The 25,967-nt window shown below is 42.9% G+C and carries 20 protein-coding genes, 3 pseudogenes and 1 CRISPR repeat array; of the genes and pseudogenes, 20 read left to right on the top strand and 3 right to left on the bottom strand.

Annotated features, from left to right (window positions below):
• Window positions 1-108 precede the first annotated feature (108 nt).
• The 5 genes from crn3 (AC2VDX_RS00660) to AC2VDX_RS00640 all read left to right on the top strand — a co-directional run bounded on the left by crn3 (AC2VDX_RS00660) (window position 109) and on the right by AC2VDX_RS00640 (window position 3,032).
• Entirely contained in the window at window positions 109-438 is a 330-nt protein-coding gene (gene crn3, locus AC2VDX_RS00660; RefSeq protein WP_378173116.1) for a CRISPR-associated ring nuclease Crn3/Csx3, read from the top strand.
• 21 nt (window positions 439-459) lie between these two features.
• Complete coding sequence (crn3, locus tag AC2VDX_RS00655; RefSeq protein WP_378173119.1) at window positions 460-1,362, top strand: CRISPR-associated ring nuclease Crn3/Csx3; 903 nt, start codon at window positions 460-462, stop codon at window positions 1,360-1,362.
• A gap of 88 nt (window positions 1,363-1,450) precedes the next feature.
• The gene (locus AC2VDX_RS00650; RefSeq protein ID WP_378173121.1) at window positions 1,451-2,023 is read left to right on the top strand and encodes an HD domain-containing protein; all 573 of its coding nucleotides are present in this window, start codon (window positions 1,451-1,453) and stop codon (window positions 2,021-2,023) included.
• Between the two features lie 155 nt (window positions 2,024-2,178).
• Window positions 2,179-2,364, top strand: a complete 186-nt coding sequence (locus tag AC2VDX_RS00645; RefSeq protein ID WP_378173124.1) for a hypothetical protein — start codon at window positions 2,179-2,181, stop codon at window positions 2,362-2,364.
• A gap of 47 nt (window positions 2,365-2,411) precedes the next feature.
• Window positions 2,412-3,032 carry a hypothetical protein gene (locus AC2VDX_RS00640; protein WP_378173127.1) on the top strand — a complete coding sequence of 207 codons (621 nt, stop codon included), beginning with the start codon at window positions 2,412-2,414 and terminating at the stop codon, window positions 3,030-3,032.
• On the opposite strand, the gene AC2VDX_RS00635 is transcribed toward AC2VDX_RS00640, so the two are convergent.
• Window positions 3,029-4,438 carry a TIGR03985 family CRISPR-associated protein gene (locus tag AC2VDX_RS00635; RefSeq protein ID WP_378173129.1) on the bottom strand — a complete coding sequence of 470 codons (1,410 nt, stop codon included), beginning with the start codon at window positions 4,436-4,438 and terminating at the stop codon, window positions 3,029-3,031. The two genes, AC2VDX_RS00640 and AC2VDX_RS00635, sit on opposite strands and share 4 nt — an antisense overlap.
• Window positions 4,439-4,573: 135 nt before the next feature.
• Between AC2VDX_RS00635 and AC2VDX_RS00630 the strand changes: the two are divergent.
• The 9 genes and pseudogenes from AC2VDX_RS00630 to AC2VDX_RS00590 all read left to right on the top strand — a co-directional run.
• Window positions 4,574-5,563: pseudogene (locus tag AC2VDX_RS00630) on the top strand (reverse transcriptase domain-containing protein); the annotation flags it as partial.
• Between the two features lie 321 nt (window positions 5,564-5,884).
• A pseudogene (gene cas1 / locus AC2VDX_RS00625) lies at window positions 5,885-6,889 on the top strand (CRISPR-associated endonuclease Cas1).
• Window positions 6,890-7,165: a CRISPR-associated endonuclease Cas2 gene (gene cas2 / locus AC2VDX_RS00620; protein ID WP_378173132.1), complete on the top strand. Its 276-nt coding sequence runs from the start codon at window positions 6,890-6,892 to the stop codon at window positions 7,163-7,165. It abuts the pseudogene before it with no gap.
• A 218-nt stretch (window positions 7,166-7,383) separates the two neighbouring features.
• A CRISPR array of direct repeats spans window positions 7,384-12,940; the repeat unit is 36 nt; unit sequence CCCTACCGATTGGGTTAAATCGGATTAGTTGGAAAC.
• 64 nt (window positions 12,941-13,004) lie between these two features.
• Window positions 13,005-13,796 (top strand): endonuclease/exonuclease/phosphatase family protein, encoded by a 792-nt coding sequence (locus tag AC2VDX_RS00615; RefSeq protein WP_378173135.1) that lies wholly within the window; start codon window positions 13,005-13,007, stop codon window positions 13,794-13,796.
• 888 nt (window positions 13,797-14,684) lie between these two features.
• Window positions 14,685-15,257 (top strand): LabA-like NYN domain-containing protein, encoded by a 573-nt coding sequence (locus tag AC2VDX_RS00610; RefSeq protein ID WP_378173137.1) that lies wholly within the window; start codon window positions 14,685-14,687, stop codon window positions 15,255-15,257.
• A 112-nt stretch (window positions 15,258-15,369) separates the two neighbouring features.
• On the top strand, window positions 15,370-15,723 hold the full coding sequence (locus AC2VDX_RS00605; RefSeq protein WP_378173140.1) for a hypothetical protein: 354 nt from the start codon (window positions 15,370-15,372) through the stop codon (window positions 15,721-15,723).
• Between the two features lie 89 nt (window positions 15,724-15,812).
• Complete coding sequence (locus tag AC2VDX_RS00600; protein WP_378173141.1) at window positions 15,813-16,127, top strand: hypothetical protein; 315 nt, start codon at window positions 15,813-15,815, stop codon at window positions 16,125-16,127.
• Window positions 16,128-16,135: 8 nt separating this feature from the next.
• Window positions 16,136-16,621 (top strand): hypothetical protein, encoded by a 486-nt coding sequence (locus AC2VDX_RS00595; RefSeq protein WP_378173144.1) that lies wholly within the window; start codon window positions 16,136-16,138, stop codon window positions 16,619-16,621.
• A 189-nt stretch (window positions 16,622-16,810) separates the two neighbouring features.
• A complete protein-coding gene (locus tag AC2VDX_RS00590; protein ID WP_378173146.1) occupies window positions 16,811-18,160 on the top strand; it encodes a HesA/MoeB/ThiF family protein in 1,350 nt (449 codons plus the stop codon).
• Window positions 18,161-18,167: 7 nt separating this feature from the next.
• On the opposite strand, the gene AC2VDX_RS00585 is transcribed toward AC2VDX_RS00590, so the two are convergent.
• Complete coding sequence (locus AC2VDX_RS00585) at window positions 18,168-18,386, bottom strand: hypothetical protein (RefSeq protein ID WP_378173149.1); 219 nt, start codon at window positions 18,384-18,386, stop codon at window positions 18,168-18,170.
• 242 nt (window positions 18,387-18,628) lie between these two features.
• Here AC2VDX_RS00585 and AC2VDX_RS00580 point away from each other — a divergent pair, with 242 nt between their 5' ends.
• From AC2VDX_RS00580 to AC2VDX_RS00555, 6 genes are all read left to right on the top strand, one after another.
• Window positions 18,629-20,335: a Cas10/Cmr2 second palm domain-containing protein gene (locus AC2VDX_RS00580; RefSeq protein ID WP_378173152.1), complete on the top strand. Its 1,707-nt coding sequence runs from the start codon at window positions 18,629-18,631 to the stop codon at window positions 20,333-20,335.
• A 44-nt stretch (window positions 20,336-20,379) separates the two neighbouring features.
• On the top strand, window positions 20,380-21,426 hold the full coding sequence (locus AC2VDX_RS00575; RefSeq protein ID WP_378173154.1) for a type III-B CRISPR module-associated Cmr3 family protein: 1,047 nt from the start codon (window positions 20,380-20,382) through the stop codon (window positions 21,424-21,426).
• A gap of 35 nt (window positions 21,427-21,461) precedes the next feature.
• Entirely contained in the window at window positions 21,462-22,472 is a 1,011-nt protein-coding gene (locus AC2VDX_RS00570; protein ID WP_378173157.1) for an RAMP superfamily CRISPR-associated protein, read from the top strand.
• A complete protein-coding gene (locus AC2VDX_RS00565; protein WP_378173160.1) occupies window positions 22,472-22,900 on the top strand; it encodes a hypothetical protein in 429 nt (142 codons plus the stop codon). Before AC2VDX_RS00570 ends, AC2VDX_RS00565 begins: the two co-directional genes overlap by 1 nt.
• A gap of 167 nt (window positions 22,901-23,067) precedes the next feature.
• The gene (locus AC2VDX_RS00560) at window positions 23,068-24,810 is read left to right on the top strand and encodes an RAMP superfamily protein (RefSeq protein WP_378173163.1); all 1,743 of its coding nucleotides are present in this window, start codon (window positions 23,068-23,070) and stop codon (window positions 24,808-24,810) included.
• The gene (locus tag AC2VDX_RS00555; RefSeq protein WP_378173168.1) at window positions 24,811-25,017 is read left to right on the top strand and encodes a hypothetical protein; all 207 of its coding nucleotides are present in this window, start codon (window positions 24,811-24,813) and stop codon (window positions 25,015-25,017) included.
• 475 nt (window positions 25,018-25,492) lie between these two features.
• On the opposite strand, the pseudogene AC2VDX_RS00550 reads toward AC2VDX_RS00555, so the two are convergent.
• Window positions 25,493-25,846, bottom strand: a pseudogene (locus AC2VDX_RS00550) (transposase); the annotation flags it as partial.
• Window positions 25,847-25,967: the final 121 nt, after the last annotated feature.

Raw genomic sequence — 25,967 nt, 5'->3', positions numbered from 1 at the left:
TACTACCAAACATTTGCAATTTTGTCATTGGCAGGACTCTTCGGAAAGGGGTATTTCCAGATAGCTGTTAGAGTACCAATATTCCTACTGCTGAGTCTACCGATACTGATGAATAAGATTCAACTTCAGCTTATTCCCCATCAAACCGCAGACGGTTTGCCTTATGGGCATCTGCGAATCCACCTTCCTAGCTTAGATGGCATTATCGAACCAGAAGACTTGAAGGGATTGAAACTGCCGGAAGGTATTCTATCAAGCCAAGGTGTTGTGATTGAAGGCAGAGGACCAATTTGGCTGTATGGCTACCTAGTCCACGAATGTCATGCAACAGCCTGGGTGGGGTGCTACGACCCTCGTTTGGAAGGGGCTGTAGTAGTAGAAACCCACACACCCAAAGTTTCTGTGGGGTCTGTTGTCCAGTTAAAGCTGCCTAACTAGGATTTATGGAGGTCATTGACGATGGTTGCCTGCCTCAATAAACCGTTGCAACTGACGGTGACAGAAGTTACCGATCGCAATGGCGATCGCTACCAATGCTTAGAAATTGATATTACTGTAACCGAACTTAAGCCTGCTATCTTAAGTGAGCTAGAGTTGCCAGCTGAGTTAGACAAAAGCCGGGGGTTAGTCTTGTGGGGTTCAGCTCCAATTTGGCTATACAGCTATCTGGTTAAGCGCTGCCAAGCATTGCCTTGGGTAGGCTGCTACAGCGTGCCTTTAGGGTCATTTATCGTAGTAGCTAGCCGCTGCAAGGAGATGGTCGCTGGTGATGCGTTTCAGTTGGTGAATAAATCACAATGCTCGGCGATTTTAATTGGGGGACCGCCAAACAGTGGCAAGAGTGTTCTCTGCTATGCTTTAGCCCACACTTTTAAGCAAGAAATAGCCAACAAAAACATCTTCTTGCAGCGGGCGCAGTGGGATGGGGAAGGCAACTGGTTTGCCCAGATGAAAAATCGACCCTTAGCAGAGGAACTCAGTAAGCGTGCTCGTGCCAAAGGTTCAGAACAGTTCTTTCTTTATCATGCCAATGCTGTTAGTAGTATGCGTGAAGGGATGGAGCTAGTATTGGTAGATTTTGGTGGTATGCCTAAGCCAAAAGATGTCGTTCTGCTGCACCGTTGTACTCACTACATCATTATCAGTAGTCAGCCAGAGGAGATTTCTAAATGGCATGACTTCTGCGGCAAGCGAGGTGGACTCAAACCCTTAGTTGTGATTCACAGTGTCCGGGAGAAGCGCTTTGAGGTGTTACCCAATGACAAGTTCTTGGAAATCGTTGCTGGACCTTGGGAACGTGGTGAGGCACTCTCGATACCGAAAGAACTACTGGAAGCGGTGCTGAAATTACTAACTCGCTAGGTGTGTGGAATTAACGGGGAATAGGGAATAGGGACAGGAAACTCGATGGGGATTTAAACCCCTACAAAGAATTTGGAGAATTAAACACATGGTCAAGACAGTCACAGTCAAACTTACAGAGCGATTTGAAAAGGCGCTAGTTTACGCCAACCATCTTCATGCCGAACAAATCCGCAAGGTATCTGGTGTTCCCTATGTTTCTCACCTGTTGAGTGTAACAGCGCTGGTGCTAGAGGATGGGGGGAATGAGGATGAAGCGATCGCGGCTTTACTCCATGATGCGGTAGAAGACCAAGGGGGGGTAGCTACACGCGCCGAAATCCTGAAGTTGTTTGGAGAGAGGGTAGTCACAATTGTTGATGGTTGCACTGAGTTCGATAGCCTGCCTAAGCCGCCGTGGAAAGAGCGCAAACTACGGTATCTCGAACAGTTGCGTCAGGGTTCAGCTTCTGTACGTCGGGTGGCGTTGGCGGATAAGCTGCACAATGGGCGATCGCTCCTCAGCGATTACCAACAACAAGGGGAGGCAATTTGGTCGGTATTTGGTGCTGGTAGGGAAGGAATATTGTGGTTTTACCATTCGCTGATAAGTTTGTTTCGCCAGACAAACTCAAGTCCGATGGTGGAGGAACTAGCGCGGGTTATTGGTGCGTTGGAATGAGATCTTGCACCTGTCGCAATAACCGCCTTGGCTCCCATTGGATAGCATAGCTCGTTGGAAAGTTCCTCTTCCAGTACCATGCCACAATAGCTCTGTTCTTTTAAATAGTCCGAAACGCCAATCAGGGTGTGTTCATACAGGAGGTCTACTGAATTATGATTCGTGAAGTTGTCCAACAAGCCTTGAGTGTGGGTTACTTAACCCTTGAAGACGAAGACAAACTGCGGCGGCTGCTTCAGATTAAGTATGATTCTGAGGATCTAAATGCTTTTTTTATGTTGCAGCTTGCTGCTATGGAAGGTCGTGTTAAGCAACAGTCTCGCGAATTTTCCCACAACTGAGCCTAGTCGTGGAACAAGTGTTAAACGCTTAAAATTGTGAGGTCAATATGGCTTTCAGTAGCTACAAGAGTATTGGTGCAGTTGTCCAAGAATTTCAGATTACCTATACCGAAGCAAATTTCATCGGTGAAATAGAGTTTAACATCTCTGACTACTTCCGAGAAGACTTACAAACCGTCATGGGGGAAGAAGTTGTTGATAACTCAGAATTTGCCATTTGTGAAAATTTAATTTATCCCGTTTTAAAAGAAGTCTGGAAGTGCGATCGCAGCAAGTTCCTTTTGTGGAGTCACGAGTCACTCACCTGTGATGAAAATCTTTCAGGATTTCCCGCCTATATCTTGGCGAAACGCTCTCCATTGGGAAAGGTTGTCTTTGATAAACCTTACTTCCTTTTAATTGAAGCAAAGCAAGATAAATTTGAAGAAGGATGGGGTCAGTGTCTAGCCGAAATGATTGCCGCACAACAACTGAATGAAGACCTACAAATGACGGTTTTCGGGATTGTTTCTAACGGCGATCGCTGGCAATTTGGTAAACTAGAAGCCAATACATTTGCCAGAAATATTATTTTTTATAGCATTCAGGAGCTTGAGAAACTGTTTAGTGCTATTAACTATGTTTTCAGACAGTGTGAATTGCAACTTGATGAGAAAGTAGCAGCTTAATCTAGAGAATCTTTGTAGAGTTGCCAGGTTTGTTCAATTTCCTGCTTCATGCACTGTCGCAACTGTTGGGGGAAAATTACTTCTACTTTAGGTCCCCAGGCTCGCAGTCGCATGATTACATTATTTTCATTTTGGCGATAGCGAAGGGTATAGTAAGCTGCATCTGGATACTGGTTAATGTGTGTTATGAGTTTTCTTTGATTTGGTAACTCTAATTGCTTAATTAAAGCTATTGCATCTTTATGGCTATCCAGCTTCTCAAAGGTAGGATGACGGAAGGAGTTGTCAATGTAGCATTGGGCAAAATTTGCCTCAAAACGGAGGAGAGTTAAACCGACATTTTCATAAAAATCAAAGCCATAAGCAGAGTCTAATTCTTGTTGGATATAATCAGGACTGTAGTTTTCAGGGTGGTTAATAATTTCTGATTGTAGAAATGGTAAATTGGCAGTATCCCAGGATAAGGTTTTGAGTCGGGTTATCCGTTCTAAACGGTAATTATACCATCCTATTTGCGGTTGAGCCTCAGTTCGCTGCGGTCTTTGACCAAATGCACAAAGGTAGTAAGCTCTTTGATAATAATAAAGACAGACTGGGTAAACGATGTACTTTGTGGTTTTATTTAAGTAAGCACTGTAATAAGTAATTTGAATGGGTGGGGTAGGAGCAATCTTCCAAAGTTCTTTTAATCGATCTGCTGAGTCGGCTGATGCCTCACGGAGTTCTTCATTGACTACATATTCGTGATGTATGAATAAGCGCTGTTCGCCATTAATTTTTGTGAGTAAAAGCTCGGCGATCGCTGATACTTCATTGGTAAAAATCTCTAAAGCTACGTCAGAATCAAAGCTTTGGTTGGTTGCTAATATTTCAAGTATAGCAGCAGGCGATCGCTTGCGAAATTTGTGAATCTGCTTTTTTGAATTAGTCTTTTCATTAATAACTTTTCGTTCTAAAATCTGATTTTTGAGGGTAGCTAACTGAGTAAATTGATTGCGGAAGGTGCGCTCTGTAGTAGCAAATATCGAAATTGATAATAATTCTTGAATGTCATTATCTTCTAGGTTATATCTAGATTTTAAGACTGAAATAAACTGGCTTTTAACTACTCCAGTGTAGTCAGCAAACAACCAATATTCTAAGGTATGAGATTGATAATTACTAATTATTTGCTTAAACTTAGTTAACCAATCAGCACAGTTAAATAGTTCGGCTTCAAATTCGATAAAGAAATGACTATCGGGGTCGTATAATGACCGTAAAATTACCCATCGTCTCGCACCACTTGCTAAAAGCATGAGGCAATTAGATTTGGCTTGAGGGGAAAGATTATTAGAAACTTGTAGTAATTCCGGCACAAGTTTCTCTAAACGTTGTACCGTCGGAAAAAATTGTTCGGTAGACATAAGTTAATCCTTTTATCCATCTGCTTTTTTTTGATTATCTCAGGTGTTGGAAAGCCCCTTTTCTTACTGCCTGTCATATTAAAGGGAACGGGGAATGGGGAACAGACAATACATAGTTTGAATGCTGAACAGCTTATGACTACTACAATTCCTAACGAGTCTTACCACAGCGGAGAATTTTCTCCAACTGCAATCCTGGATGAATTCCTCCGTTTAGAAAATTTTCAACGTGCATGGGAAAAGGTAGCCGAAAATCGCGGTTGTGCGGGGGGAGATGGGGAAACTATTGATAGATTTGCTCGCAATCAAACTCTTAATATTTATCAATTACGCGATGCGGTTGCTAATGTCACTTATCAACCTTTCCCTTGCAAGCAGGTGATTATTCCTAAACGAAATGGCACGCAAAGAGAGTTAAAAATTCCCACCGTCAGGGACAGGATTGTCCAGCAGGCTTTATTAAATGTACTCTATCCGTTAATGGAGGAGAAGTTTAATAAAGCCAGTTTTGCCTATCGTCCTAATTTATCTTACATCAATGCGGTGGAGGAAGTTGCACAGTGGCGAGATCTGGGATATCGTTGGGTGTTAGATGCAGATATTGTCAAGTTTTTTGATAATATTGACCACCACAGATTATTAAAAGAAGTTAGGTTACACATCGATAATCCGAGAATTTTATGTTTGATTAAATCTTGGATATCAGTTGGGGTGTTAACGGAGGAAGGGTTGATATTGCCACAAAAGGGTATTCCTCAAGGTGCGGTTGTTTCTCCCATTTTGGCGAATGTTTATTTGCATGAGTTTGATGAGTTGGTTACGGCAACAGATTTAAAGCTGGTGCGCTATGCGGATGATTTTCTGGTTTTAGCCCGGACTCAAGAGCGGATTTTACAAGCCAAGTTAGAAATTGTCAATTTATTGGAATCAATAGGATTGACGATGCATACCGAGAAAACCCAAATTACTCATTTTGAGCGTGGGTTTCGGTTTTTAGGTCATGGTTTTTTTGAAAATGCTATTTTTCCTATCGATGCAAATGAAGTGAGTCTGAAGTCAGCTTTAGAGAAAGTTAAGGGCATAATTCTAGGGCTAACTAAACGTAAGAATAAACGTAAAAAAAAAGGCGTTGCTGAATTGGGGGATGAAATCTGTAGGGGCAATCCTCCCGCAGTTGCCCCCCACCGCTTTCATTCAGCAAGGTCAAAAAAAAGTCCTAACGCTGAAACTTCTCCCCCAAACCCTCTCTTACAAAGAGAGGAAAGTCAGTTTTCTTCCCCTTCTCTACAAGGGAAGGAAGTTGGAGGGTTAGGTCAGGACAATGACGAGGAAGTAAGAGATATTGCGACTTTACATCAACCTTTTCTGGCAGAAGTAGAAACGGAATTACTTCCTCAAAGCGAGGAGGATGATAGTGTTTTTCAAAAAAATATTTGGCATCGAGAAATGGCAGCTATTTATCTAATCGAACAAGGCACGAGTATCTATAAGGATTACCAACGTTTTATCATTCATGTGTCTGAAAAACAGAAGGTTGAAGTACCGATTCGAGAAGTGCAGCAAATTCTGGTTTTTGGCAATATTCAATTATCCACTCCGGTGATTCAAGCTTGTTTGCAATCAGAAATAGCGGTGTTGTTTCTTAGTCAAAGCGGTCAATATCACGGTCATTTATGGAGTGCTGAGTCAAGGCATTTAGAGAATGAGTTGGTACAAGTTGAGAAACGCGGTGATGCGGATTTTCAATTTAATGTGTCTAAGGCGATTGTCTATGGTAAGTTGATGAATTCTAAGCAGCTATTGTTGCGTTTTAACCGCAAGCGCAAACTAAGGGAGGTGGAGAAGGCGATTTTTGGCATCAATTAAGATATTGAGTCGTTGGAGTTGGTGGATAATTTAGATACGTTACGCGGTTATGAGGGGATAGGGGCGGCGAGGTATTTTCCAGCGTTTGGGAAGTTAATTACTAATTCTAAGTTTGAATTTTGTCTGCGTAACCGTCAACCGCCAACAGACCCAGTTAATTCTTTATTGAGTTTTGGTTACACGCTTTTGTTTAATAATGTGTTGAGTTTTATTATCGCTGAGGGGCTTTCTCCTTATTTAGGTAATTTTCATTATGGGGAAAAGCAAAAGCCTTATTTAGCTTTTGATTTGATGGAGGAAATGAGGTCGGTTGTTGTTGATGGCTTGGTTTTAATGATTATTAATAATTCTGTGTTCAAACCACAAGATTTTGATGTAGCCGCTAGTACGGGAGGGGTCTATTTAAATCAATCAGCAAGACGGGTTTTTCTCAAACAGTTTGAAACTCGGATGAATGAAGAAGTTTCCCATCCAGATTTGCAGTCTCCAGTCACCTATCGTCATGCGATTCAATTACAAGTCAGACGATATAAACGTAGTTTATTATCTGGGGCTGGCTATGAAGCTTTTTTAAGAGCTACGTAAATGTTAGTCGTTGTTGTTTATGATATTCCTGATGATAAAAGACGTACTAAGTTGTCCAATTTTTTAGAGGGATATGGGCGAAGAGTTCAACTTTCTGTGTTTGAATGTTTCTTAAATTTGGAGGAAATGCGGCAGCTTTTTGAAAAGGTGCAAAAGTTAGTTAAGCCGATTGAGGATAATGTGCGATTTTATTGGATATCGCAGGAAGCTGTATCGAGGTCGTTAATTATTGGTGGGGAAGCACCCCAACCACCGCCAAAGTATTATGTTATCTAGGTTTGAGGACATTTTAAGGAGAGTTTTCAGATGTTCATCTACACACCTCGGCAAATCGTCGAAACCCTATATTTTTCGTTGAGGTGTGTCGATGCCTTACAGGGAAAGGGTTTGAGGGATGTGTTTTGAGCAATTTTGGGAAAGATATGTTACTCTTTTAAGAGGTGTGTCGATTCGGCGGCTGAAACCTTTACTGGGTTTGGGCTGCTAGACGAACTCCCTACCGATTGGGTTAAATCGGATTAGTTGGAAACAACTACAGTAGCAAGCAAACTAGCAGCAGTCAATAAGTTAACCCTACCGATTGGGTTAAATCGGATTAGTTGGAAACGCAGAGCTAATAGTGCTCCAAGTCCTAAAACAGTTATCCCTACCGATTGGGTTAAATCGGATTAGTTGGAAACTTGATACTTTCTATTTGTGAAGCTAAAGAATCAAGCCCTACCGATTGGGTTAAATCGGATTAGTTGGAAACATTTTCTACTGCGCCACTTCCTACCACTGAAGGGCGGTAAGCCCTACCGATTGGGTTAAATCGGATTAGTTGGAAACGAATTAGCAGTGACCGTCGCAATCCCAAGGACACGAAGCGCCCTACCGATTGGGTTAAATCGGATTAGTTGGAAACTGTATTACCGTTAGTATTTAAATTACCTAATGTAAAAACCCCTACCGATTGGGTTAAATCGGATTAGTTGGAAACTGTGACTTATTATCTACCTTACCCCCCGGAGGGTTACAGAACCCTACCGATTGGGTTAAATCGGATTAGTTGGAAACGGATATAATCCTCCACTGGGACTGAACGATATCACTTCCCTACCGATTGGGTTAAATCGGATTAGTTGGAAACATCAAGTTTAACTCGTCACTAGGCTTCAACTTTAAGATTCCCTACCGATTGGGTTAAATCGGATTAGTTGGAAACCGGCACATCTCGCCGGCAGTTTTGACAGTACCACAAACCCTACCGATTGGGTTAAATCGGATTAGTTGGAAACAATTAGCAAAACTCTAAAAACACTTTTCTTCATTTTCCCTACCGATTGGGTTAAATCGGATTAGTTGGAAACTTTTCACCAGGCTGATGCTTGTAAATAACTATATCTTCACCCTACCGATTGGGTTAAATCGGATTAGTTGGAAACTTAAGATTGACATTGATTTCCCTCTAATACTTCCAAACCCTACCGATTGGGTTAAATCGGATTAGTTGGAAACCCACCATTCCGGGCTTCAGATTGAAAGAAGCCTGCCCACCCTACCGATTGGGTTAAATCGGATTAGTTGGAAACAAACTCTAAAAAACACTTTTCTCATTTCGATGAGGCGTAATTTTCCCCTACCGATTGGGTTAAATCGGATTAGTTGGAAACGGAGAAGCTTGGTAAACAAAACTATTAGCTTTGCTTTTCCCCTACCGATTGGGTTAAATCGGATTAGTTGGAAACTGGTAAACAAAACTGAATTAGCTTTGCTTTTCACCGCCCTACCGATTGGGTTAAATCGGATTAGTTGGAAACAACTTTTTCGTCTGTTTATCAAGCTATATTGTGGAGAAGCCCTACCGATTGGGTTAAATCGGATTAGTTGGAAACTTTATCAAGCTATATTGTGGAGAAGCTTGGTAAACAAAACCCCTACCGATTGGGTTAAATCGGATTAGTTGGAAACCTCGGACTTCTCCCGACCATTCAATTCCAGCGCCCCTACCGATTGGGTTAAATCGGATTAGTTGGAAACGAATTACTACTGAGCTGTCCCGTTTGAGATGCAGCCCTACCGATTGGGTTAAATCGGATTAGTTGGAAACCAGAAATAACGGAGGAAACAGTTACGTTAGCCCCCTACCGATTGGGTTAAATCGGATTAGTTGGAAACAGGAACAGCACCTTGGAACTTCAGCACTGGAGGTGTTGAACCCTACCGATTGGGTTAAATCGGATTAGTTGGAAACTCTCTGGCAACTCCCAGATCCAGATGTCCAGAGCTGGACCCTACCGATTGGGTTAAATCGGATTAGTTGGAAACATATTCTGCTTCTTGGGCTTTCTTGCGCCACGTCCCTACCGATTGGGTTAAATCGGATTAGTTGGAAACTGTTTCCCCGCGCGATCGCTCGATCCCTAAAATCAGGGTCCCTACCGATTGGGTTAAATCGGATTAGTTGGAAACGATTGAGTCGCTCGTGCTAGCTGGAATAGGCTTGTAAGCTGTGCCCTACCGATTGGGTTAAATCGGATTAGTTGGAAACCGGGTAAGGACAGGACGCCCTCTACTAGAAAAATTTCCCCTACCGATTGGGTTAAATCGGATTAGTTGGAAACTTCAGTCCTCCACCAGTTGTCCGAAGAGCAACAGTGGAACCCTACCGATTGGGTTAAATCGGATTAGTTGGAAACCTTGTAAGCGCCGCCTTCAATCCAAGTAAACGAGGGGAAACCCTACCGATTGGGTTAAATCGGATTAGTTGGAAACCAAAAAGGATTAACCCAGGGCCTTTGAAGAAATCGTTGTCCCTACCGATTGGGTTAAATCGGATTAGTTGGAAACCCTGGATTGATTGTGCAATCTGCCTTGAGAATCGCCCCTACCGATTGGGTTAAATCGGATTAGTTGGAAACTAACGGGGGCAGCGGTTGCTGTCCCGTTGTTTTTACCCCTACCGATTGGGTTAAATCGGATTAGTTGGAAACGTTGGCATCCCCGCCGTTGCACTCCGATGGGTAGTCACCCTACCGATTGGGTTAAATCGGATTAGTTGGAAACGCATGGACTTGTCCTTTTTGAAGAAACTAATGTTTCCCTACCGATTGGGTTAAATCGGATTAGTTGGAAACGGTTGTGGTTGTATCTTACGTTCATTTTTTTAGTTCCTTTTAACCCTACCGATTGGGTTAAATCGGATTAGTTGGAAACACTTGTTAGTGGTCGCCGAACGAAATTGCTTATTTAACCCTACCGATTGGGTTAAATCGGATTAGTTGGAAACGATTTACTACCATGGCAACCAGCAAGGAAAATTAAGCCCCCTACCGATTGGGTTAAATCGGATTAGTTGGAAACTTTTGTGAATTGTGACCAAGCCCCCCAGCTTTGTAGTCCCTACCGATTGGGTTAAATCGGATTAGTTGGAAACTCCCTCTGCTATATAAATGGAACACCCACAATGGCATTCCCTACCGATTGGGTTAAATCGGATTAGTTGGAAACCACTATCCCTAATTGTTCTCGAACATTCGGCAAACTTCCCTACCGATTGGGTTAAATCGGATTAGTTGGAAACGAAAGTTGTGGAAACATTGGAAACGGAGTTTGAGGAACCCTACCGATTGGGTTAAATCGGATTAGTTGGAAACGTAGTACCTGTGCTTTCCGCTTGGAAAGTACGACCGCCCCTACCGATTGGGTTAAATCGGATTAGTTGGAAACGGTGTTTCCATCTGCAGTGCCGTAAGCAGGAGCAGTACCCTACCGATTGGGTTAAATCGGATTAGTTGGAAACAAAAGGAGGAACCGAAAAACCAAATCAACAAAGTTTGAGTACCCTACCGATTGGGTTAAATCGGATTAGTTGGAAACCAGTGGCATTGGAGCCAGAGGTGGTGGTGATCGGCTTATTCGACCCTACCGATTGGGTTAAATCGGATTAGTTGGAAACAATAGGACAGAATTGTCACCAATCTGTCCACCCAGTGAAAACCCTACCGATTGGGTTAAATCGGATTAGTTGGAAAGATTTTCATTTACCTTTGCTTGACACCCTGAAAGTAAACCCTACCGATTGGGTTAAATCGGATTAGTTGGAAAGCGAACCAGAACTGGGCAAACTCACAGTATGCCGTTTCCCCCTACCGATTGGGTTAAATCGGATTAGTTGGAAAGGCCATTGTTGTAGGCGACCTCACGGAAGCCGTATTCCCTACCGATTGGGTTAAATCGGATTAGTTGGAAAGCTGGAAATATCGACCTTGCCGGTCACTTTACAGCCCTACCGATTGGGTTAAATCGGATTAGTTGGAAAGTTTTAGTTGTCTTTCTACCTCCCCGAGTATCTCTTCCCCCTACCGATTGGGTTAAATCGGATTAGTTGGAAAGTACTAGATCCATTTTTTTCTCCTTTTAGGTGTATGCCCTACCGATTGGGTTAAATCGGATTAGTTGGAAACTCCTTTGGGCTGGGCAAGTACGAAGGGGAATGTGTCCCTTACCCTACCGATTGGGTTAAATCGGATTAGTTGGAAACTTTCATGCATCGCGCCGACCCGCCCCTTTGTCATCAGCCCTACCGATTGGGTTAAATCGGATTAGTTGGAAACTTCCAGGTCTCGCTTTCGCTGAGACCTGATGGGTTTATCCCTACCGATTGGGTTAAATCGGATTAGTTGGAAAGTTCTCAACGTTGAGGGGGATTGAAAGCTTCTAACCCCTACCGATTGGGTTAAATCGGATTAGTTGGAAAGACGTTAAAGAATGGTTCCAGAGCTGGGCGCAGGACCCTACCGATTGGGTTAAATCGGATTAGTTGGAAACTTTGGGCAACGCCAGCTTGAGTACGAACTTGCGCCCTACCGATTGGGTTAAATCGGATTAGTTGGAAACCTGAAGTCAAATCTTTGACAACAACTTTCCAAACACCCTACCGATTGGGTTAAATCGGATTAGTTGGAAACTGTCCAACTCTAGCTCAACCTCCTACCCAGAAAATCAGCCCTACCGATTGGGTTAAATCGGATTAGTTGGAAACTCTTTTTTGCAACTTTTAAAAACTAGAAAACTTTTAGCCCTACCGATTGGGTTAAATCGGATTAGTTGGAAACCTGAAGTCAAATCTTTGACAACAACTTTCCAAACACCCTACCGATTGGGTTAAATCGGATTAGTTGGAAACTGTCCAACTCTAGCTCAACCTCCTACCCAGAAAATCAGCCCTACCGATTGGGTTAAATCGGATTAGTTGGAAACTCTTTTTTGCAACTTTTAAAAACTAGAAAACTTTTAGCCCTACCGATTGGGTTAAATCGGATTAGTTGGAAACTTTATTCCCTTCCGAAGAGGGGTTTTTTTCAGTTGCAACCCTACCGATTGGGTTAAATCGGATTAGTTGGAAACCAACGTTCGCCATTGTCTGACGAAAGAATGGCTTTTCCGCCCTACCGATTGGGTTAAATCGGATTAGTTGGAAACGTTGAGCCTGTTCTTGGTTTCCACCTTTGAGCGAGGCTTGACCCTACCGATTGGGTTAAATCGGATTAGTTGGAAACAGTGCAAGCACCGACATTCATGTCCGCTCCGGGAATTACTTCCCTACCGATTGGGTTAAATCGGATTAGTTGGAAACCAAATGCTGTGGCACCTGATGGCGCACTCCGTCATCCCTACCGATTGGGTTAAATCGGATTAGTTGGAAACAGAAACGTCACCAGTGCGGTTGTTGTTAGCATTGGACCCTATCGATTGGGTTAAATCGGATTAGTTGGAAACCGTATTCTCGTTGTCGAGATTACAGAAACCCAAAGCACCCTACCGATTGGGTTAAATCGGATTAGTTGGAAACCAAATGCTGTGGCACCTGATGGCGCACTCCGTCATCCCTACCGATTGGGTTAAATCGGATTAGTTGGAAACAGAAACGTCACCAGTGCGGTTGTTGTTAGCATTGGACCCTATCGATTGGGTTAAATCGGATTAGTTGGAAACTCTTGGGCAGAGGCAACATCCACCCCGGCCATTAATAAACCCTACAGATTGGGTTAAATCGGTAAGGTTAGAAACTTGCCCAACGAAAATAAATAAACTCTAGACCTATGATTTTGTCCGAACTTAGGAGCATTGTAGAGTGGTCAAAGTTGTCACGATCAACATTCTGTTTGAAAGAGAAACATGGGCACAGCGACGCGAACTTTTGGTGGAGGGTTTGGCAGCACAACAGGCAGATTTAATTGGACTACAAGAGGTCATACTTCCAGAAGACAACAGCGCTTGGTTGGCACAGCAACTTAATATGCCTTACGTGCAGCTAGTACCCTACAAAGGACCAGACAATTATGGAGCGGCAATTCTCAGCCGTTATCCCTTCACGCAACAAGATACCCTTGATTTGGGAAGTCAGGAACGCATAGCACAATACGTGCAGGTTGAAGTGAATGGTCAGCCATTGGTATTTTGTAACGGCCATTATTACTGGTATCCAGGTCCCAATCCCGAACGGGTAAAACAAGTGCAGTTGCTCCTCGACTGGCTGGGTAAATTACCACCCGATATGCCAATCATAGCCGTAGGGGATTTTAACGGAATGCCCGAAACACCTGCAATCGCACTGATGCGCGAACAATTTACCTCAGCTTACGCCGCATATAACGATCGTGAGCCAGAGTATACCTGTCCCACACCCTTAAAAAAACAACGCAGTTGGCAGTACAAGTTACGCAAATACTTAGTCAGCTCGTGGCTTAACCGCACCTTGCAACCTTGGCATGGTACGTTAGACTACATATTTATCAACCAGCATTTGCGAGTGCGCCATTGCCAACTCATTCTCACCTCCCCTGCCCCCAATGACCGCAGGCTTTACCCCTCCGACCATTTTGGCATTGCTGCTGAACTTGAAATAGTCAGGGAATCATCTTGAGCGATCAGTCATTACATTTGCGATCGCTCACTTTCTAAATCCCGACTCAATGACATTCGACAGCAGATATTGTTTTAGCTTTTCGCTCTCCTTTCGTGCGACAGTTTACAGGTTTTGCTGTTGCTTAAGTAGATGAAAATGAGAAGTTTCTCCCGATTGGATTGAATCGGATTAGTTAGAAAGACCCCATTCCAAGCACTTGTTATATTGAACCTACCGATTGAGTTAAATCGGAATTAACCAGGTTTTGTTTATGAGGTACTTCCAGTGGCAACATTTAGAGAACGAGCTGAAGCTAGACTAACTGAATGGATAAATAGCGGAAAAAGCAATAGACAAGTATTAGTGTTTCCGCTAGAGTACGATCAACTACGGGCTTTTTTATGGTCTAGTCGCGAAGCTAGAAAATCCGAAGAATTCAGTGAATATATCCCCAGCCTTGGATCAGCAAATTTCCAAGCACTCGGTCATAATAATTACCACGAAATGCTGAACGTGCGAGAATGTTGTAGTCGTTGCAGTACAACTTATAAATTAGAAAACTTATCAATATGTGTCGAATGCGAGTGCTCCTATTGCTATCGTTGTGTAGAAGGTAGTTCCTGTCGCTGTGGTGGAGAATTGGTAGGTTAGTGATATTTACATAATTAACTATAGATTTTCCTGACTTGAAGCAAGAAGTCTGAAAATCAGGTAGGAGATCCCCGATTTCTTGGAGAAGTCGGGGATCTTAGCTTTTTAGCGATCGCTTTTAGACTCAACTGCAAACCGCTACATTGCATAACAGAGCCTTTCTATATTCTAACTTCCCACTCAAACAAGAAAACCCCTTTTCCACCGTTGAGTTTTAATACAAATAACAAACAAGAAAAGGATTCCAAAACATTTATGGGAACAACCCGGCGGGTACTAATTCTTGCCGATGGCGACAATACCTTCTTGGCTGCACAAAGGTTTAACAGGAGGCTGGACTGGCAGAAAATCCGAGACTATCTTGCTGACCCGCAAGAAGGTCGAGAACTAATTGAAATGGTGATCTATATCGGTTTACCACCAGCCAGAGAGCGATTTGAAGAACAACGAAAAACTAAAGAAAAATTCATTTACTGGGCAAAAAGTAATGGGTTTTTAGTAGTTCATAAAGAAGGTAAAACCAAGGGTGATGAATATGAAACCAACATTGATATTGTCATGGCGATGGATGCCATTGAATTCGCCTTAGACGTTCGCCCCGATATTGTTGTCTTAGTCACTGGAGATTCTGACTTTGCCTACCTTGCCGAAAAACTGAGAAGGCGGGGAATGCGGGTAGAAGTTGCCTCTGTCGAACAATCTCTCGGCAACGATCTCAAAGTTGCTGCCAGTAGTATCGTCGATTTGATTGGAGTCTTCGATAGCTTTGAACAAAAAAAAAACCAGCAAAATTTTCACCGAATTGGTCACACTAATATCTTTGATTAAAAAGGAGTCAAAAACCATGCTATCTCTACAAAACATGAACATTTTATCTCGCCACCTCCCCGCCTACCGCTCTACTTTTTCTAAGCTTATCTCAATTCATCCAAGGAGAATTATGCAGACCCTCAACGGTAAATTAATCACCGAAGATCCATCCGAGTTAGATAAAATTAAGCAAGAAATTGAAAATCTCACCCAACAGTTTGAACACTTAGAACTACAGATGACAACAATCAGCGAGAACAGTGAAAATGACAAAACAGATTATCTCAAACAAATTGTTTCCGTCGAAACGTCCTTACAAAAGTTAGAACGAATTTATAACCGCTTGCTATCGACAACTATTGTGGCAGCTATCGGCTTAGCAAGTTGGTCTGTTGTCTTAGGTTTTAATCATGACCAAACCCCAATTAAACAGGTAAATTCCACAGTAGACAGCGCCTTAACTCAACCATCTGCAAACCGTTAGTAAGCGACTCTCTTAGAGGATGTTTTAAAAGGTACTTGACAAACATCCTCTTCATCTTTGTTAACTCAACTACCATTAACGAGATTGCAATGAAAGCAATTTTCAAGCGAATCCAAAAGTGGCGATCGCCTCAGTTAAATGAGCCGCAAAAAGTTAGCGATCAACAGCCAACTCTTGTTAACTCAAACACCACAAAGGAGACTACCGTGAGAGCAATTGTCAACGGTAAATTAGTAAATTTACCTAATGGCGCAACCGTTGAAGATTTGAGATCTAAACTGCCAGAAATTGGCAACGATGACGTTATGGAAGAAGGGTTTGGCGGCACTAAGCCCTTAAAAGAACATGAAGCCCTCAAAGAAGGTTCCAAAGTTTGGACTGTTCCCAAAATTGTAAAAGGATAAAAGAAATTATGACAATAGCAATCAATCGTAATCAAACAGGTTTTCAACCCAACACGAGACTACTTGCCGAACTCAAACTTCTAGAAAAAGCAGCAAAAAACGTACACGTTGGCAGTAAAACCATTGATGGCATTCAATACACAGCCGTACTGGTTAAAGGAATGCCATTGTCTTCTCGGAAATTTACAGTTTCTAATACCGATGTCTTATTCCTACTGCCACCAGATTACCCGCGTCTTCCCCCAATTGGCTGCTATCTTAACTACCCTTGGAATACCGTTGGCGAGGGAGATCATCACTTCACCCACCAGAGTCACTATGGCGCACCTTTTTTAAGTGATGAAGGCTGGTACTGGTACTGCGTCGGACTGGGTGGCGGCTTTAATCAAGACAGATGGCTTAACTCCTGGCGACCTAGCAATCAACCCGATCGAGGACACAATCTCTCAACTTTATTTGTCACCGCCCGCCACGCAATTAACACAGATGATTGAGTGCAAATAAACACAACATGGGTAGTAAATTGTAGGGCGGGTTAGGCGATCGCCGTAACCCACCAAAGCCTAAAAAATGGTGCGTTACGCTACGCTAACACCCTACAATTGACTTTCTTAAGAATAGTGCAACATCTCAGTTTTACCTAACTACAACTCCCGATACACACCTCATTACCGAAAAAAATCATGAACAACAAAAAATCTCCCCAGATTTCTCTCCACATTCCCCCAAAAATGTGGCATCAATTTCACCACACCTTGCTTGATGCTCGCACAAACAATGAAGAAGTAATTGGATTCTTATTCTGTAAATGCCATCAGGTCTCAAAACAGAAAATTAGATATTTACCTCAATCTTGGGTTGTTCCCTCTCCCGATTGCTACGAACGTCAATCGGCTAGTGAATTAGTGATGAAACAGCAATTTCATGAGTACTTGCTTGAGACATTTTTGGAAAAGGAACAATTAGATGTCGTTCACATTCATACTCACAGCGATCGCCACAAACCTGAATTTTCCTGCGTTGATGACCTTTATGAATCAGCATATGCTAAATTTCTCTCGTCTCACTTCAAAAAAAAGCCGCGTTTAATCTCTGGAGTTTTTGACGAAACATTCCAACACTCTCAATTCCGCATTTGGGACAGAAAAGGCAAATCATTCGAGAGCATTAACTGCACTCAATCTTGGTTTGAACTAACCCAAGAGGCGAATCGCGATTGGACAGAATTGATGTTTGCCCGTCAACAAGTCTTTGGAGAAGGGGTGCAAAAACAGCTTGGCGAACTCACCGTCGCCTTGATTGGCTGTGGCGGCATTGGCTCAATTTTTGCCGAACTGCTGGGGCGTTTGGGGGTGAAAAAATGGATATTAATTGACCCCGATCGCTTAGAATCAGTTAACCTCAATCGCCTACCTGCTGCCACCCAGGAAATGGCTGACCAGCAGTGGCATAAGGTTCACTATGTCAAGCACCTGATCAAACGCATCTACGCCACTGGTTCTGCTGTCAAAGCCATACCCGCCTCAATTGCTGATGCAGCGGCGAGACAGGAAGTAGCTGCTGCTGATTTGATTGTCGTAGCAACTGACAATCACTCCTCTCGGCAAGTTGCCCAAGAATTAGCCCTAGCATATATGCGTCCCCTGGTTTGTCTGGGTACTCACATCGACATGCAACCGAATAATACACCGCGAATGTATTGTCGCGTCACCGTCCCACCGCTTGGGGGTGGGTGGTGTCTAATGTGCGGCAATATTATTAACTTGCATCGCGCTGCCCTAGAGTCTGCCGCAAACGAGATTAATCATCTAGCTGCCAAAGTTGGTTATGTAGAAGGCATCAGCAATCCGGCAGTATTCTGGTTGAATAGCCTGTGTGCGAGTACGGGAGTTGGCATCATCCACAGTATGCTCAGTGGCTTTCTGAATGTGGATAATGGTCTTGACTGGGTTTATGAGTTTCCTGGGTCTAATTGGCTTAAGGCAGATACCAACTATTTAGGTACTTCTGGTTGTTATTTTTGTGGGGGTTGAGTATCGCTTAGGCGTTGGTGCGACTTGAGGAGGGAAGGCAATCGGCAAAGCTGAGAGCATCTGGATCGAGGGATGAGGCGATCTCTGACTCTAGAACCGCCTCGATTGGATAGTCGATCTCGGCAGCACGTGCTAAAAGCGCTTCCCTGATATGTTCTGGTAGCTTTTCCAAGAAGGCTTGAGCGGTTATTGGATCGAGGTGATGTGTCTGTGTGGCGGATTGCATAATCATTCCCTCATTGGAATCTTGACGTTGAATGGATTAATCGGCGAATCGCTTTCAACCGTTGGCTGCTATCACCCTCGTTGAAAAGGGCTGTCATCGTGGAATCATATACTCGTAGGGTGTCAGTTGGTCAAGTCCTTAAGCTGCTGCGAATATCAAACTTTGGAAAAGGGTTTTTCCAGCCATGTTTATACTAATGACATCAGCAATCACAAGCAAATAGCCAAACGCTGTAACTGAACATGGAAAAAGCTAATCAGTGTTACACCATCATTACTTTTGCTCCAATTCAAGCATTTATCGAAAAATCGCGCAAACTGCGGGACTTATATGGCAGTTCTTTTCTCCTCTCTTATTTAGCTTGTGCGATTTGCAATGCCGCCAAAAAAAATGGTTGTTCTGTTGTGTCTCCAGCGTTAATTAATCTGACGCAAGGAACACCCAACCAAATTATTATTGCAGGAGATTTCCCGAAAACAACAGCAGAGGAAGTTTTTAATACGGCTTGGCGAACTGTTGTAGAAACCTGCCGTGGATACATCGAGAAGGAAGTAAAAACCTTTACCATCAAGAAGGAATTAAAGACCTTTACTTATACATGGCAGCGACAATGGAATGCTTGGTCAAATCATGGCTGGGAGTTTTTTTGGGCGCAAAGCAAAGAAGAAGAACTCTGTCAAGAAAAAGAAGCTGGAGTCACTGAAAAAGATGCCACTCTAATTACTCATGCCCGCCGCAAACTGAATCAAATTAAAACTCAACGAAATTGGACAGGGATTAATTGGCAGGGAGAAAGTTCAACACTATCGGGGACGGAAGCGATCGCATACCCTCGCATGACCGATAAAACTCATCCCCTCTCCTCTAGTATGGCAGAACAAACTCAGGAAATTAAGCAATTTCATGAAAGTCTGAGTCAGAAACTAGGGGAAGCTATTCTCGACCCTTCTGAACGATTGAGTATTCCTGAACTAATTAAGCGGTTAATCACCTTAGATGCAATTGCCAAGCAATTAAATCTTGCAGAAACAGATCTTCCTAGCGTTGAAGTTCCAGAAAGTTTTGTTGAATTAAACCGATTTGAAAATAAATTATGGACAGGATGGTTTCAAGGGGATGGGGATAAGATTGGCGAGTATCTGCGGCAGTTGAGAGATCAAGGTAAAGATGAAGCTGAATCTCTCAAGACTTTTAGCAAAGCGATGATGGAATGGGGTAAAAAGCTGAAGTATTATTTACCGCCTTCTCAAGAAGATAGAGTTAAACGCCAGAATTTAGATGCGGCGGATGGACGAATTATTTATGCAGGTGGAGATGATTTTTTTGGTGTCCTCTACCGAGAGGATAAGACTGCATTAAAGCCGCAAGAATGCCTTAATTGGTTCTATCAATTCCCCGAAACTTGTTGGAAAAAGCATGATCAAAAAATTACGGTGAGTGTAGGCTTAGTTTGGGCTGCCCCTAATGTACCTCAACGGGATGTGCTGCAACACTGTCGAGATGCAGAGAAATCAGCTAAGAAAAAAGGACGCGATCGCCTCGCTATCCGTATCCTATTTAATAGCGGGAATCACCTAGAATGGGTTTGTCCTTGGTGGTGTTTGCAAAATTTTCTAGAAAGTTACCAAGACAGACAAAGAGATATACTAGTCTCTTTGAAGGAAAAGCAAAATAACCCTAAGAAAAAAAACAACTGGACGCATTTTTATAATGATGTTGCGACTTTAGAATCTCACCATGCTTTTGAGGGACAAACACAAATTGCACTTGGTCTATTTGAGATTTACTTGGGTAAAGAAAATCGCCAATGTTTAGAAACTCATCTGTGGGATAAAGAGGGTAAAACTGGAATTTTAGGCAATCAACCCCATGACGAGGAAAAACAAAACATCAAAGCTTTAAATAAGTGGGTAATTAACCTGGCTAAAGTTGGGTTCCATTTGTTCTAGTCTGCATCTAATTTAATTCTGTCCTCAAGTAAGATTTCATTATTATGTTTTGTCACCTGATTATTATCCAACCTCTCGGTTTTCTATATGGCAGTGCTGGTCCATTTCTTTCGCCAGATAACTTAGTGGGGCGATCGGGAAATAGCTTTCCCCCCAGTGCAGCAACAGTATCGGGATTATATGCTGCTAGATACAGCAAACCTGGAACCAATGAACGAGGCGAAACTACCCAAAGATTAGATCTACCAGATTTAATTCTAGCGGGTCCTTTTTGGGCTTATACCGAGAATCCACAAAACTTTTACGTTCCAACTCCATTTAACTATTTAGCCGAGATGAATCCTCCGCAAGATGGGCAAGAAATTCGTCAAGGGAAAATTACCGAAAAATTAGCTTGGAACAGCAAAAATCAGCAATGGCAACCGCTAAAAGTTGGCAAGTTTGATACTAAAACCTGGCTACCAATTAACGAATGGGAGAAGTCTGAGACCGTTTCTGAAGTGCCTTGGCAGTATTTACCTCATTTACATCCGCGTTTAGAAATTGACCAGCGTCGGGTCGATACAAGTTTAGAACGGGGCAGTTTGTTCTTGGAAAATTCAATTCAAATGCATCCGGATACTTGTTTAGTTTATTTGACTAATACACCCATTGATGAGGGTTGGTACCGTTTTGGAGGTGAGGGACATTTGGTAGATGTACAGTGTCAGGAGATTACTAATGAAACGCTTTTAAAACTATTACATAAACCTGTAGGAGGTAATTTTGCCCTGATTTCGCCTGCGGTCTGGGGTTCTAATCGCTTATCTTACCGACTTCCCACCATTGGGCAAAAAGAGGACTGGAAAACAGCACCAGAATGGGAAAAAGCCCAAATTTTCACCGAACGTCCTATTCCCTTTCGTTATCGGCTAGGAGGAACGGGTGAAACCAAACGCCTCGCTAGGGGACGTTACGCTGTCCCCGCTGGAACTGTCTATGTTTTGGAAACGGGGATTTCCCAACCTTGGTTTGAATGGAATAAGTCTTGGTTCCCTTGTGAAGGTTATTCCTATAAACGTTGGGGCTGTGGCTTAGCTTTACCTGTGTAAAAATCGCGCATTTAATATAGTTTGGAGACTTAACGATGTATCATAAAGCTTACGGAATTATTGAAACTCAAGCGCCCTTGCATGTGGGTGCAAGTGCGGGAGAAGAAAGCGGCAATCTCAACCTAATTTTTCGAGACCAATTTACCCAAACCGGAATAATTCCTGGCAGTTCGATTCGGGGACGGTTTCGGGCAGATATGCGAGGGCAAAATTCAACTGAAACAAATAAGTGGTACGGACATGAAGCTATTGCTGAACCTGGACAAAAAGACGGCGGCACAACTGAAGCTATGGTTAAATTTGAATATGCTTCCCTTGTTTGGCTACCTGTATTTTGTCCTGGTCAACCGATTGTTTGGGTTAGCTGTCCTTTACTCCTGAAACGCTATCAGCAAATTACGAAGATTGAAACGTCCATTCCTCTTCCTTATACTGCGTCTCCAGGGTTAAAAGCGAGAGTTGTGCCAGAAGAGGTTAACGAAGAGATTAACCAAGCCAAACCAGGAGTTAGCCCAGCCAAACCAGGAGTTAATCAAGCAAAATCAGGGGTTAATCAAGCAAAATCAGGAGTTAGTCAAGCCAAGCCAGGAGTTAACCAAAGGAAAAAAGTCTTATTTTTCAATCTCGGTTTTTTAGAAATTGACCATGAAGTTGATCTATCTCCTTGGATTCCAACTGGGACAGATTTAGACCCTAATCAGTTAGTAGTTGTTCATAACAACGACATCGCTCAATTACATGATATGGCGCTCTATCGGCAAAGTCGAGTCAAACTTTTAGATGACATGAAAAAAGTTGATACAGAGAAAGGTGCATTCTTCAATGTAGAAGCTTTACCTGTGGGAAGTATCTTAATTTTTCCCCTTGCTTTAAAACAAAAGGGCTGGAAACCTTTCAAGGCTTCTGAACCCAATCAATCTTATACAGAAGAACTGTATTTTGGTGGTTTGGAATCTATTGGGTTTGGTCGGTGTAAAGTTACCCTGGCAGGGGATGGATTCAACGTATCTGAAACTGAAACGGAAACACAGGAGGCTAATCACTAATGGCTTGGAAATCTTATACCACAACTCGCACAGCTAACATAGACCAAACAGCCCAACAGCTAATTTTAGATGCGAAAAAACGCGATCGCGATTCCCTTAATCAAGCGTTTAAAATGCGAGAAACCGTCGCCTATGGATTAGAACGGTTTTGGGGAGAACATTTACGACTACAAGCTAAAGAACTTAATAAATCTCTCTACTGGAAAGAAACTTGGGATGCTTTAGTCGAGATAATGAAAAATGCCGGAATTAAAATTCCCAACGATGTTGTTAATGTCAACAACACCTCAGCCGTTGAAGCTATGGCGCAGAAATTGTGGAAACTCGATCTTGAAGATCAACGCATTATCTTAGCCGTGTTGAGTCAGTTGTGCGATGCCCTTGTTTGGTGGACACAACGCTATAAAGGGACATCCTCATCTAGTTAACAGGGAACAGGGAACAGCAAACAGGGTTGTTTGTAGGTTGGGTTGAGCAATAGCTAAACCCAACACCTATAGAAATTGCCGTTTTTTCCTTGACCTAACCTCCAGAGTTTTTGCTTAAGTCAATACCATTTCAGTTAAATTTGTTCAGATAGAATTGAGTAAATCCTATGTCTCATCTTCCAGATCCAGAGCAGAAAATTCCTTTGATGTTTCGCGCCCAAATTAAAGGGCGATCGCAACTTCACTTTATTGACCAAAATAAACAGGAACAAGATAGTGAACGTTGGGTATCTGAATGGATTGAACGGGTAGATACTAAACAGCCAGAATTTGGCGAAGATGTCAAAACCCATACCTATACCTTTCCTTGGCGATTTGTTACCAACGGCGGGCAAGATGAAGGAATTATTCGCCCAGTCATGGGGGCTTATGGGTTCCCGTTTTATCCCGGTAGCTCCATGAAAGGGATATTTTGTCAAGCTTGTACGTCCGAACAACGAGAACGTTATCGACTGACCAAAAATGGAGATGAACCCAGTTTATTGCGGTTTCATGGGGGCTATCCCGTTAATGATTGGACGCAAAATCTGCTTGATATTGTCCATCCGCAGCAAGGATGGCAAGTCAAAACAACCGATACCCGCGATAAACCAAGAGGAGAAAGTGCTTTTGCTCTCATTTCCCTTTATCAACCCACATTTGAATTTGGGATTTCTAGTTTACTGCCGGATACTAACTGGGATGAAGTATGGCAAATTTGGGAAAAAGCATTAGGGTTTGGGCTGGGGTGTCGGGTAAGTAGTGGCTATGGTTTAGCCCAAGCCCGTTTGGAGGGAGAGGAAGAAAAAGCACTCCCAACTCAAGGTAATTTACTCTATAAATGTCATCTAACAGGAAAAGGACAAGCCCCTAAGTTACTAGATAGTGAAGACGGAGAATTTCGTCCTAACATTTTTAGAGGAGCTGTGCGGGGTCATGCTTTACGCATTTTTGGCGGTTTGACGGGAGATAAAACAGCGGAGGATTTAGTCGATACGTTGTTTGGTGGTGTTCGGGGAGAGGGCACACAAGGGTTATTGGCAATTGCGTTTAAATCTTCTCATTTAAAGATTGAACCATTCCAGGCTGGCTATGGTGAACCAACTTATCAGGTGACAGGTGAACTGCGTTGGTTGTTGACTCAATCTTTAGCAGCAGCACAACAGGAGTGTTTAAAGAAACTGATTCGTGGCTTGATGCGCTTTACCATGTTATTCGGTGGGTTTGGTAAGTCTTGGCGACGGGCAGATCATCGGGAATTTTATGATAACTATTACCGAAACAAGAAAAAACCGTTAATCGGTTGTCATTGGCAATGGCATGGAAACTCTTTGGCTGAAGCAATTCCGGTTAGAAATTTAAACCAGGTTGCACCTTTTATTGAAGCAGTGCAACAGACAGCAAAAGAGTGGATGAGTTTGCAAGGGATTACGGCTAAACCTAACAATAAAGCTCCTTGGCGAGAAATCTGGCATCCTAAAAATGTGGAGGTTTGGGGACGGATTGCGGAAGATGAAGATGATTCTTTGGCGATTCAATGGTTTCATCAACCTTATCAACGTAATGACGGTAGCCTAGGACAACCTGAACTTAGTATTAAACGCTCATCCGTAACTGGTTTTGTCGGTCGAATGAGTCAAGTGGGTCGGATTTGGCATCGGATGTATCCCAAGGTTATTCTAGGCACTAATCCTAATGACCCAAATGGGAGAAACGTGCCGCGCCGAACCCGCGAATATCTGGAACTGTTAACGATTTTTCCTGATGATTCTGATGAATGCCAAGATTTTCTAGGTTTTCTCGATCAGCAAGCTGAAATTGATTCTTCAGGAAAATCTTTTCAAAGGCTTTGGGGTGAGTTGGCTGAGTAAGTGACATCTCCTACACCTAAACTTCGGTCATGGCGACAATTTGAGCGATCGCCAATTGATAAAGCCAGAGCTAGAAGAGAGTTAATTGACCGAAGCCTAGAGAGAGGATATCGACCAGGTATCGTACTAATTGATGCTGGCTACGGCAATAACATAAAGTTCCTACTGGAACTGGAAAAAAGGAAACTTAGGTATTTAGGGGATTAGCAGCGCACTATTACAACTAGCGCTGGCTATCAATTTCCTGCTATTAGTTGGAGCTATATTCTTTACTAACTTACCTACTTGGTTATTACTCCCGCTTTTACTAAGCTGTTGCTGCATTCTTATAGTTGCTCTCAAAAAACTTGCTGTCGGTCGGTTTTATCCAAAATCCCTTCCTGACCGAGAAGCAAACCAGAAAAAAGAGTACGAACTGCAACTGCTTTTCGACAACAAAACTATTGACGCTCATAGAAGAAGATTACACGCCCGACTAACCCAATCGCTCGTTCTTACACAGGGCTATAGTACGGCTCAGCAGGGAGCATCGGAGGCTCGATTTAAACATTACTTGGAAAGGTATTTTCCCCATCATATTTATCAAGGTTTTAAACTACCTATTCCCGAAAGCGACCTGAGTTACAGTGCAGATTTTACCTACGCAGACAGAGCGCTTGGCCTATAGAACCCATTTGACATCTCAGGAAGGGGCTGCAAGCCGCTTCAGCATTAACCTGACAAAGCAGAGATTGATCTTGGTCGTGGCATGAGATAAAGTGCGCTCAAAGTTCTTCACGAGACTTTTACAGCGCTCCATCCAAGCATTCGATCGTTCGATGACCCAGCGAGCCACTGCTGGGACAAAGCCCGCTTTGCCTTGTGCTGCTTTCTCTTGTTTCGAGGGTTTCGTTGACAATTCAAAGCTGATTTTCGTCATGATATCGGGATAAACCTGCTCTAACGCCTCAATCAAAGCGTCAATGTGATCACCGTGGTCTAGCAGGATCGTGATCTTAGGAATATTGACGGGTTTCGCTTTGAAATAATCGGCGTTGCTGAATTAGGGTATGATAAAGCGAGCGATCGTGCGAGCGCCAAAAAAAACACTCATGAAGATGCAATATTATGCAATGCCCTGAATGTCAGTCAACTCATATTAATAAAAATGGTCAGAA

Source organism: Coleofasciculus sp. H7-1 (assembly GCF_057473865.1).
This window is presented reverse-complemented; position numbering and strand designations above follow the sequence as displayed.

Coding starts and splice junctions, on each gene's coding strand:
- crn3 (WP_378173116.1), top strand. CDS start 109: ATGAATAAGATTCAACTTCAGCTTATTCCCCATCAAACCGCAGACGGT.
- crn3 (WP_378173119.1), top strand. CDS start 460: ATGGTTGCCTGCCTCAATAAACCGTTGCAACTGACGGTGACAGAAGTT.
- AC2VDX_RS00650 (WP_378173121.1), top strand. CDS start 1,451: ATGGTCAAGACAGTCACAGTCAAACTTACAGAGCGATTTGAAAAGGCG.
- AC2VDX_RS00645 (WP_378173124.1), top strand. CDS start 2,179: ATGATTCGTGAAGTTGTCCAACAAGCCTTGAGTGTGGGTTACTTAACC.
- AC2VDX_RS00640 (WP_378173127.1), top strand. CDS start 2,412: ATGGCTTTCAGTAGCTACAAGAGTATTGGTGCAGTTGTCCAAGAATTT.
- AC2VDX_RS00635 (WP_378173129.1), bottom strand. CDS start 4,438: ATGTCTACCGAACAATTTTTTCCGACGGTACAACGTTTAGAGAAACTT.
- cas2 (WP_378173132.1), top strand. CDS start 6,890: ATGTTAGTCGTTGTTGTTTATGATATTCCTGATGATAAAAGACGTACT.
- AC2VDX_RS00610 (WP_378173137.1), top strand. CDS start 14,685: ATGGGAACAACCCGGCGGGTACTAATTCTTGCCGATGGCGACAATACC.
- AC2VDX_RS00605 (WP_378173140.1), top strand. CDS start 15,370: ATGCAGACCCTCAACGGTAAATTAATCACCGAAGATCCATCCGAGTTA.
- AC2VDX_RS00600 (WP_378173141.1), top strand. CDS start 15,813: ATGAAAGCAATTTTCAAGCGAATCCAAAAGTGGCGATCGCCTCAGTTA.
- AC2VDX_RS00595 (WP_378173144.1), top strand. CDS start 16,136: ATGACAATAGCAATCAATCGTAATCAAACAGGTTTTCAACCCAACACG.
- AC2VDX_RS00590 (WP_378173146.1), top strand. CDS start 16,811: ATGAACAACAAAAAATCTCCCCAGATTTCTCTCCACATTCCCCCAAAA.
- AC2VDX_RS00585 (WP_378173149.1), bottom strand. CDS start 18,386: ATGCAATCCGCCACACAGACACATCACCTCGATCCAATAACCGCTCAA.
- AC2VDX_RS00580 (WP_378173152.1), top strand. CDS start 18,629: ATGGAAAAAGCTAATCAGTGTTACACCATCATTACTTTTGCTCCAATT.
- AC2VDX_RS00575 (WP_378173154.1), top strand. CDS start 20,380: ATGTTTTGTCACCTGATTATTATCCAACCTCTCGGTTTTCTATATGGC.
- AC2VDX_RS00570 (WP_378173157.1), top strand. CDS start 21,462: ATGTATCATAAAGCTTACGGAATTATTGAAACTCAAGCGCCCTTGCAT.
- AC2VDX_RS00565 (WP_378173160.1), top strand. CDS start 22,472: ATGGCTTGGAAATCTTATACCACAACTCGCACAGCTAACATAGACCAA.
- AC2VDX_RS00560 (WP_378173163.1), top strand. CDS start 23,068: ATGTCTCATCTTCCAGATCCAGAGCAGAAAATTCCTTTGATGTTTCGC.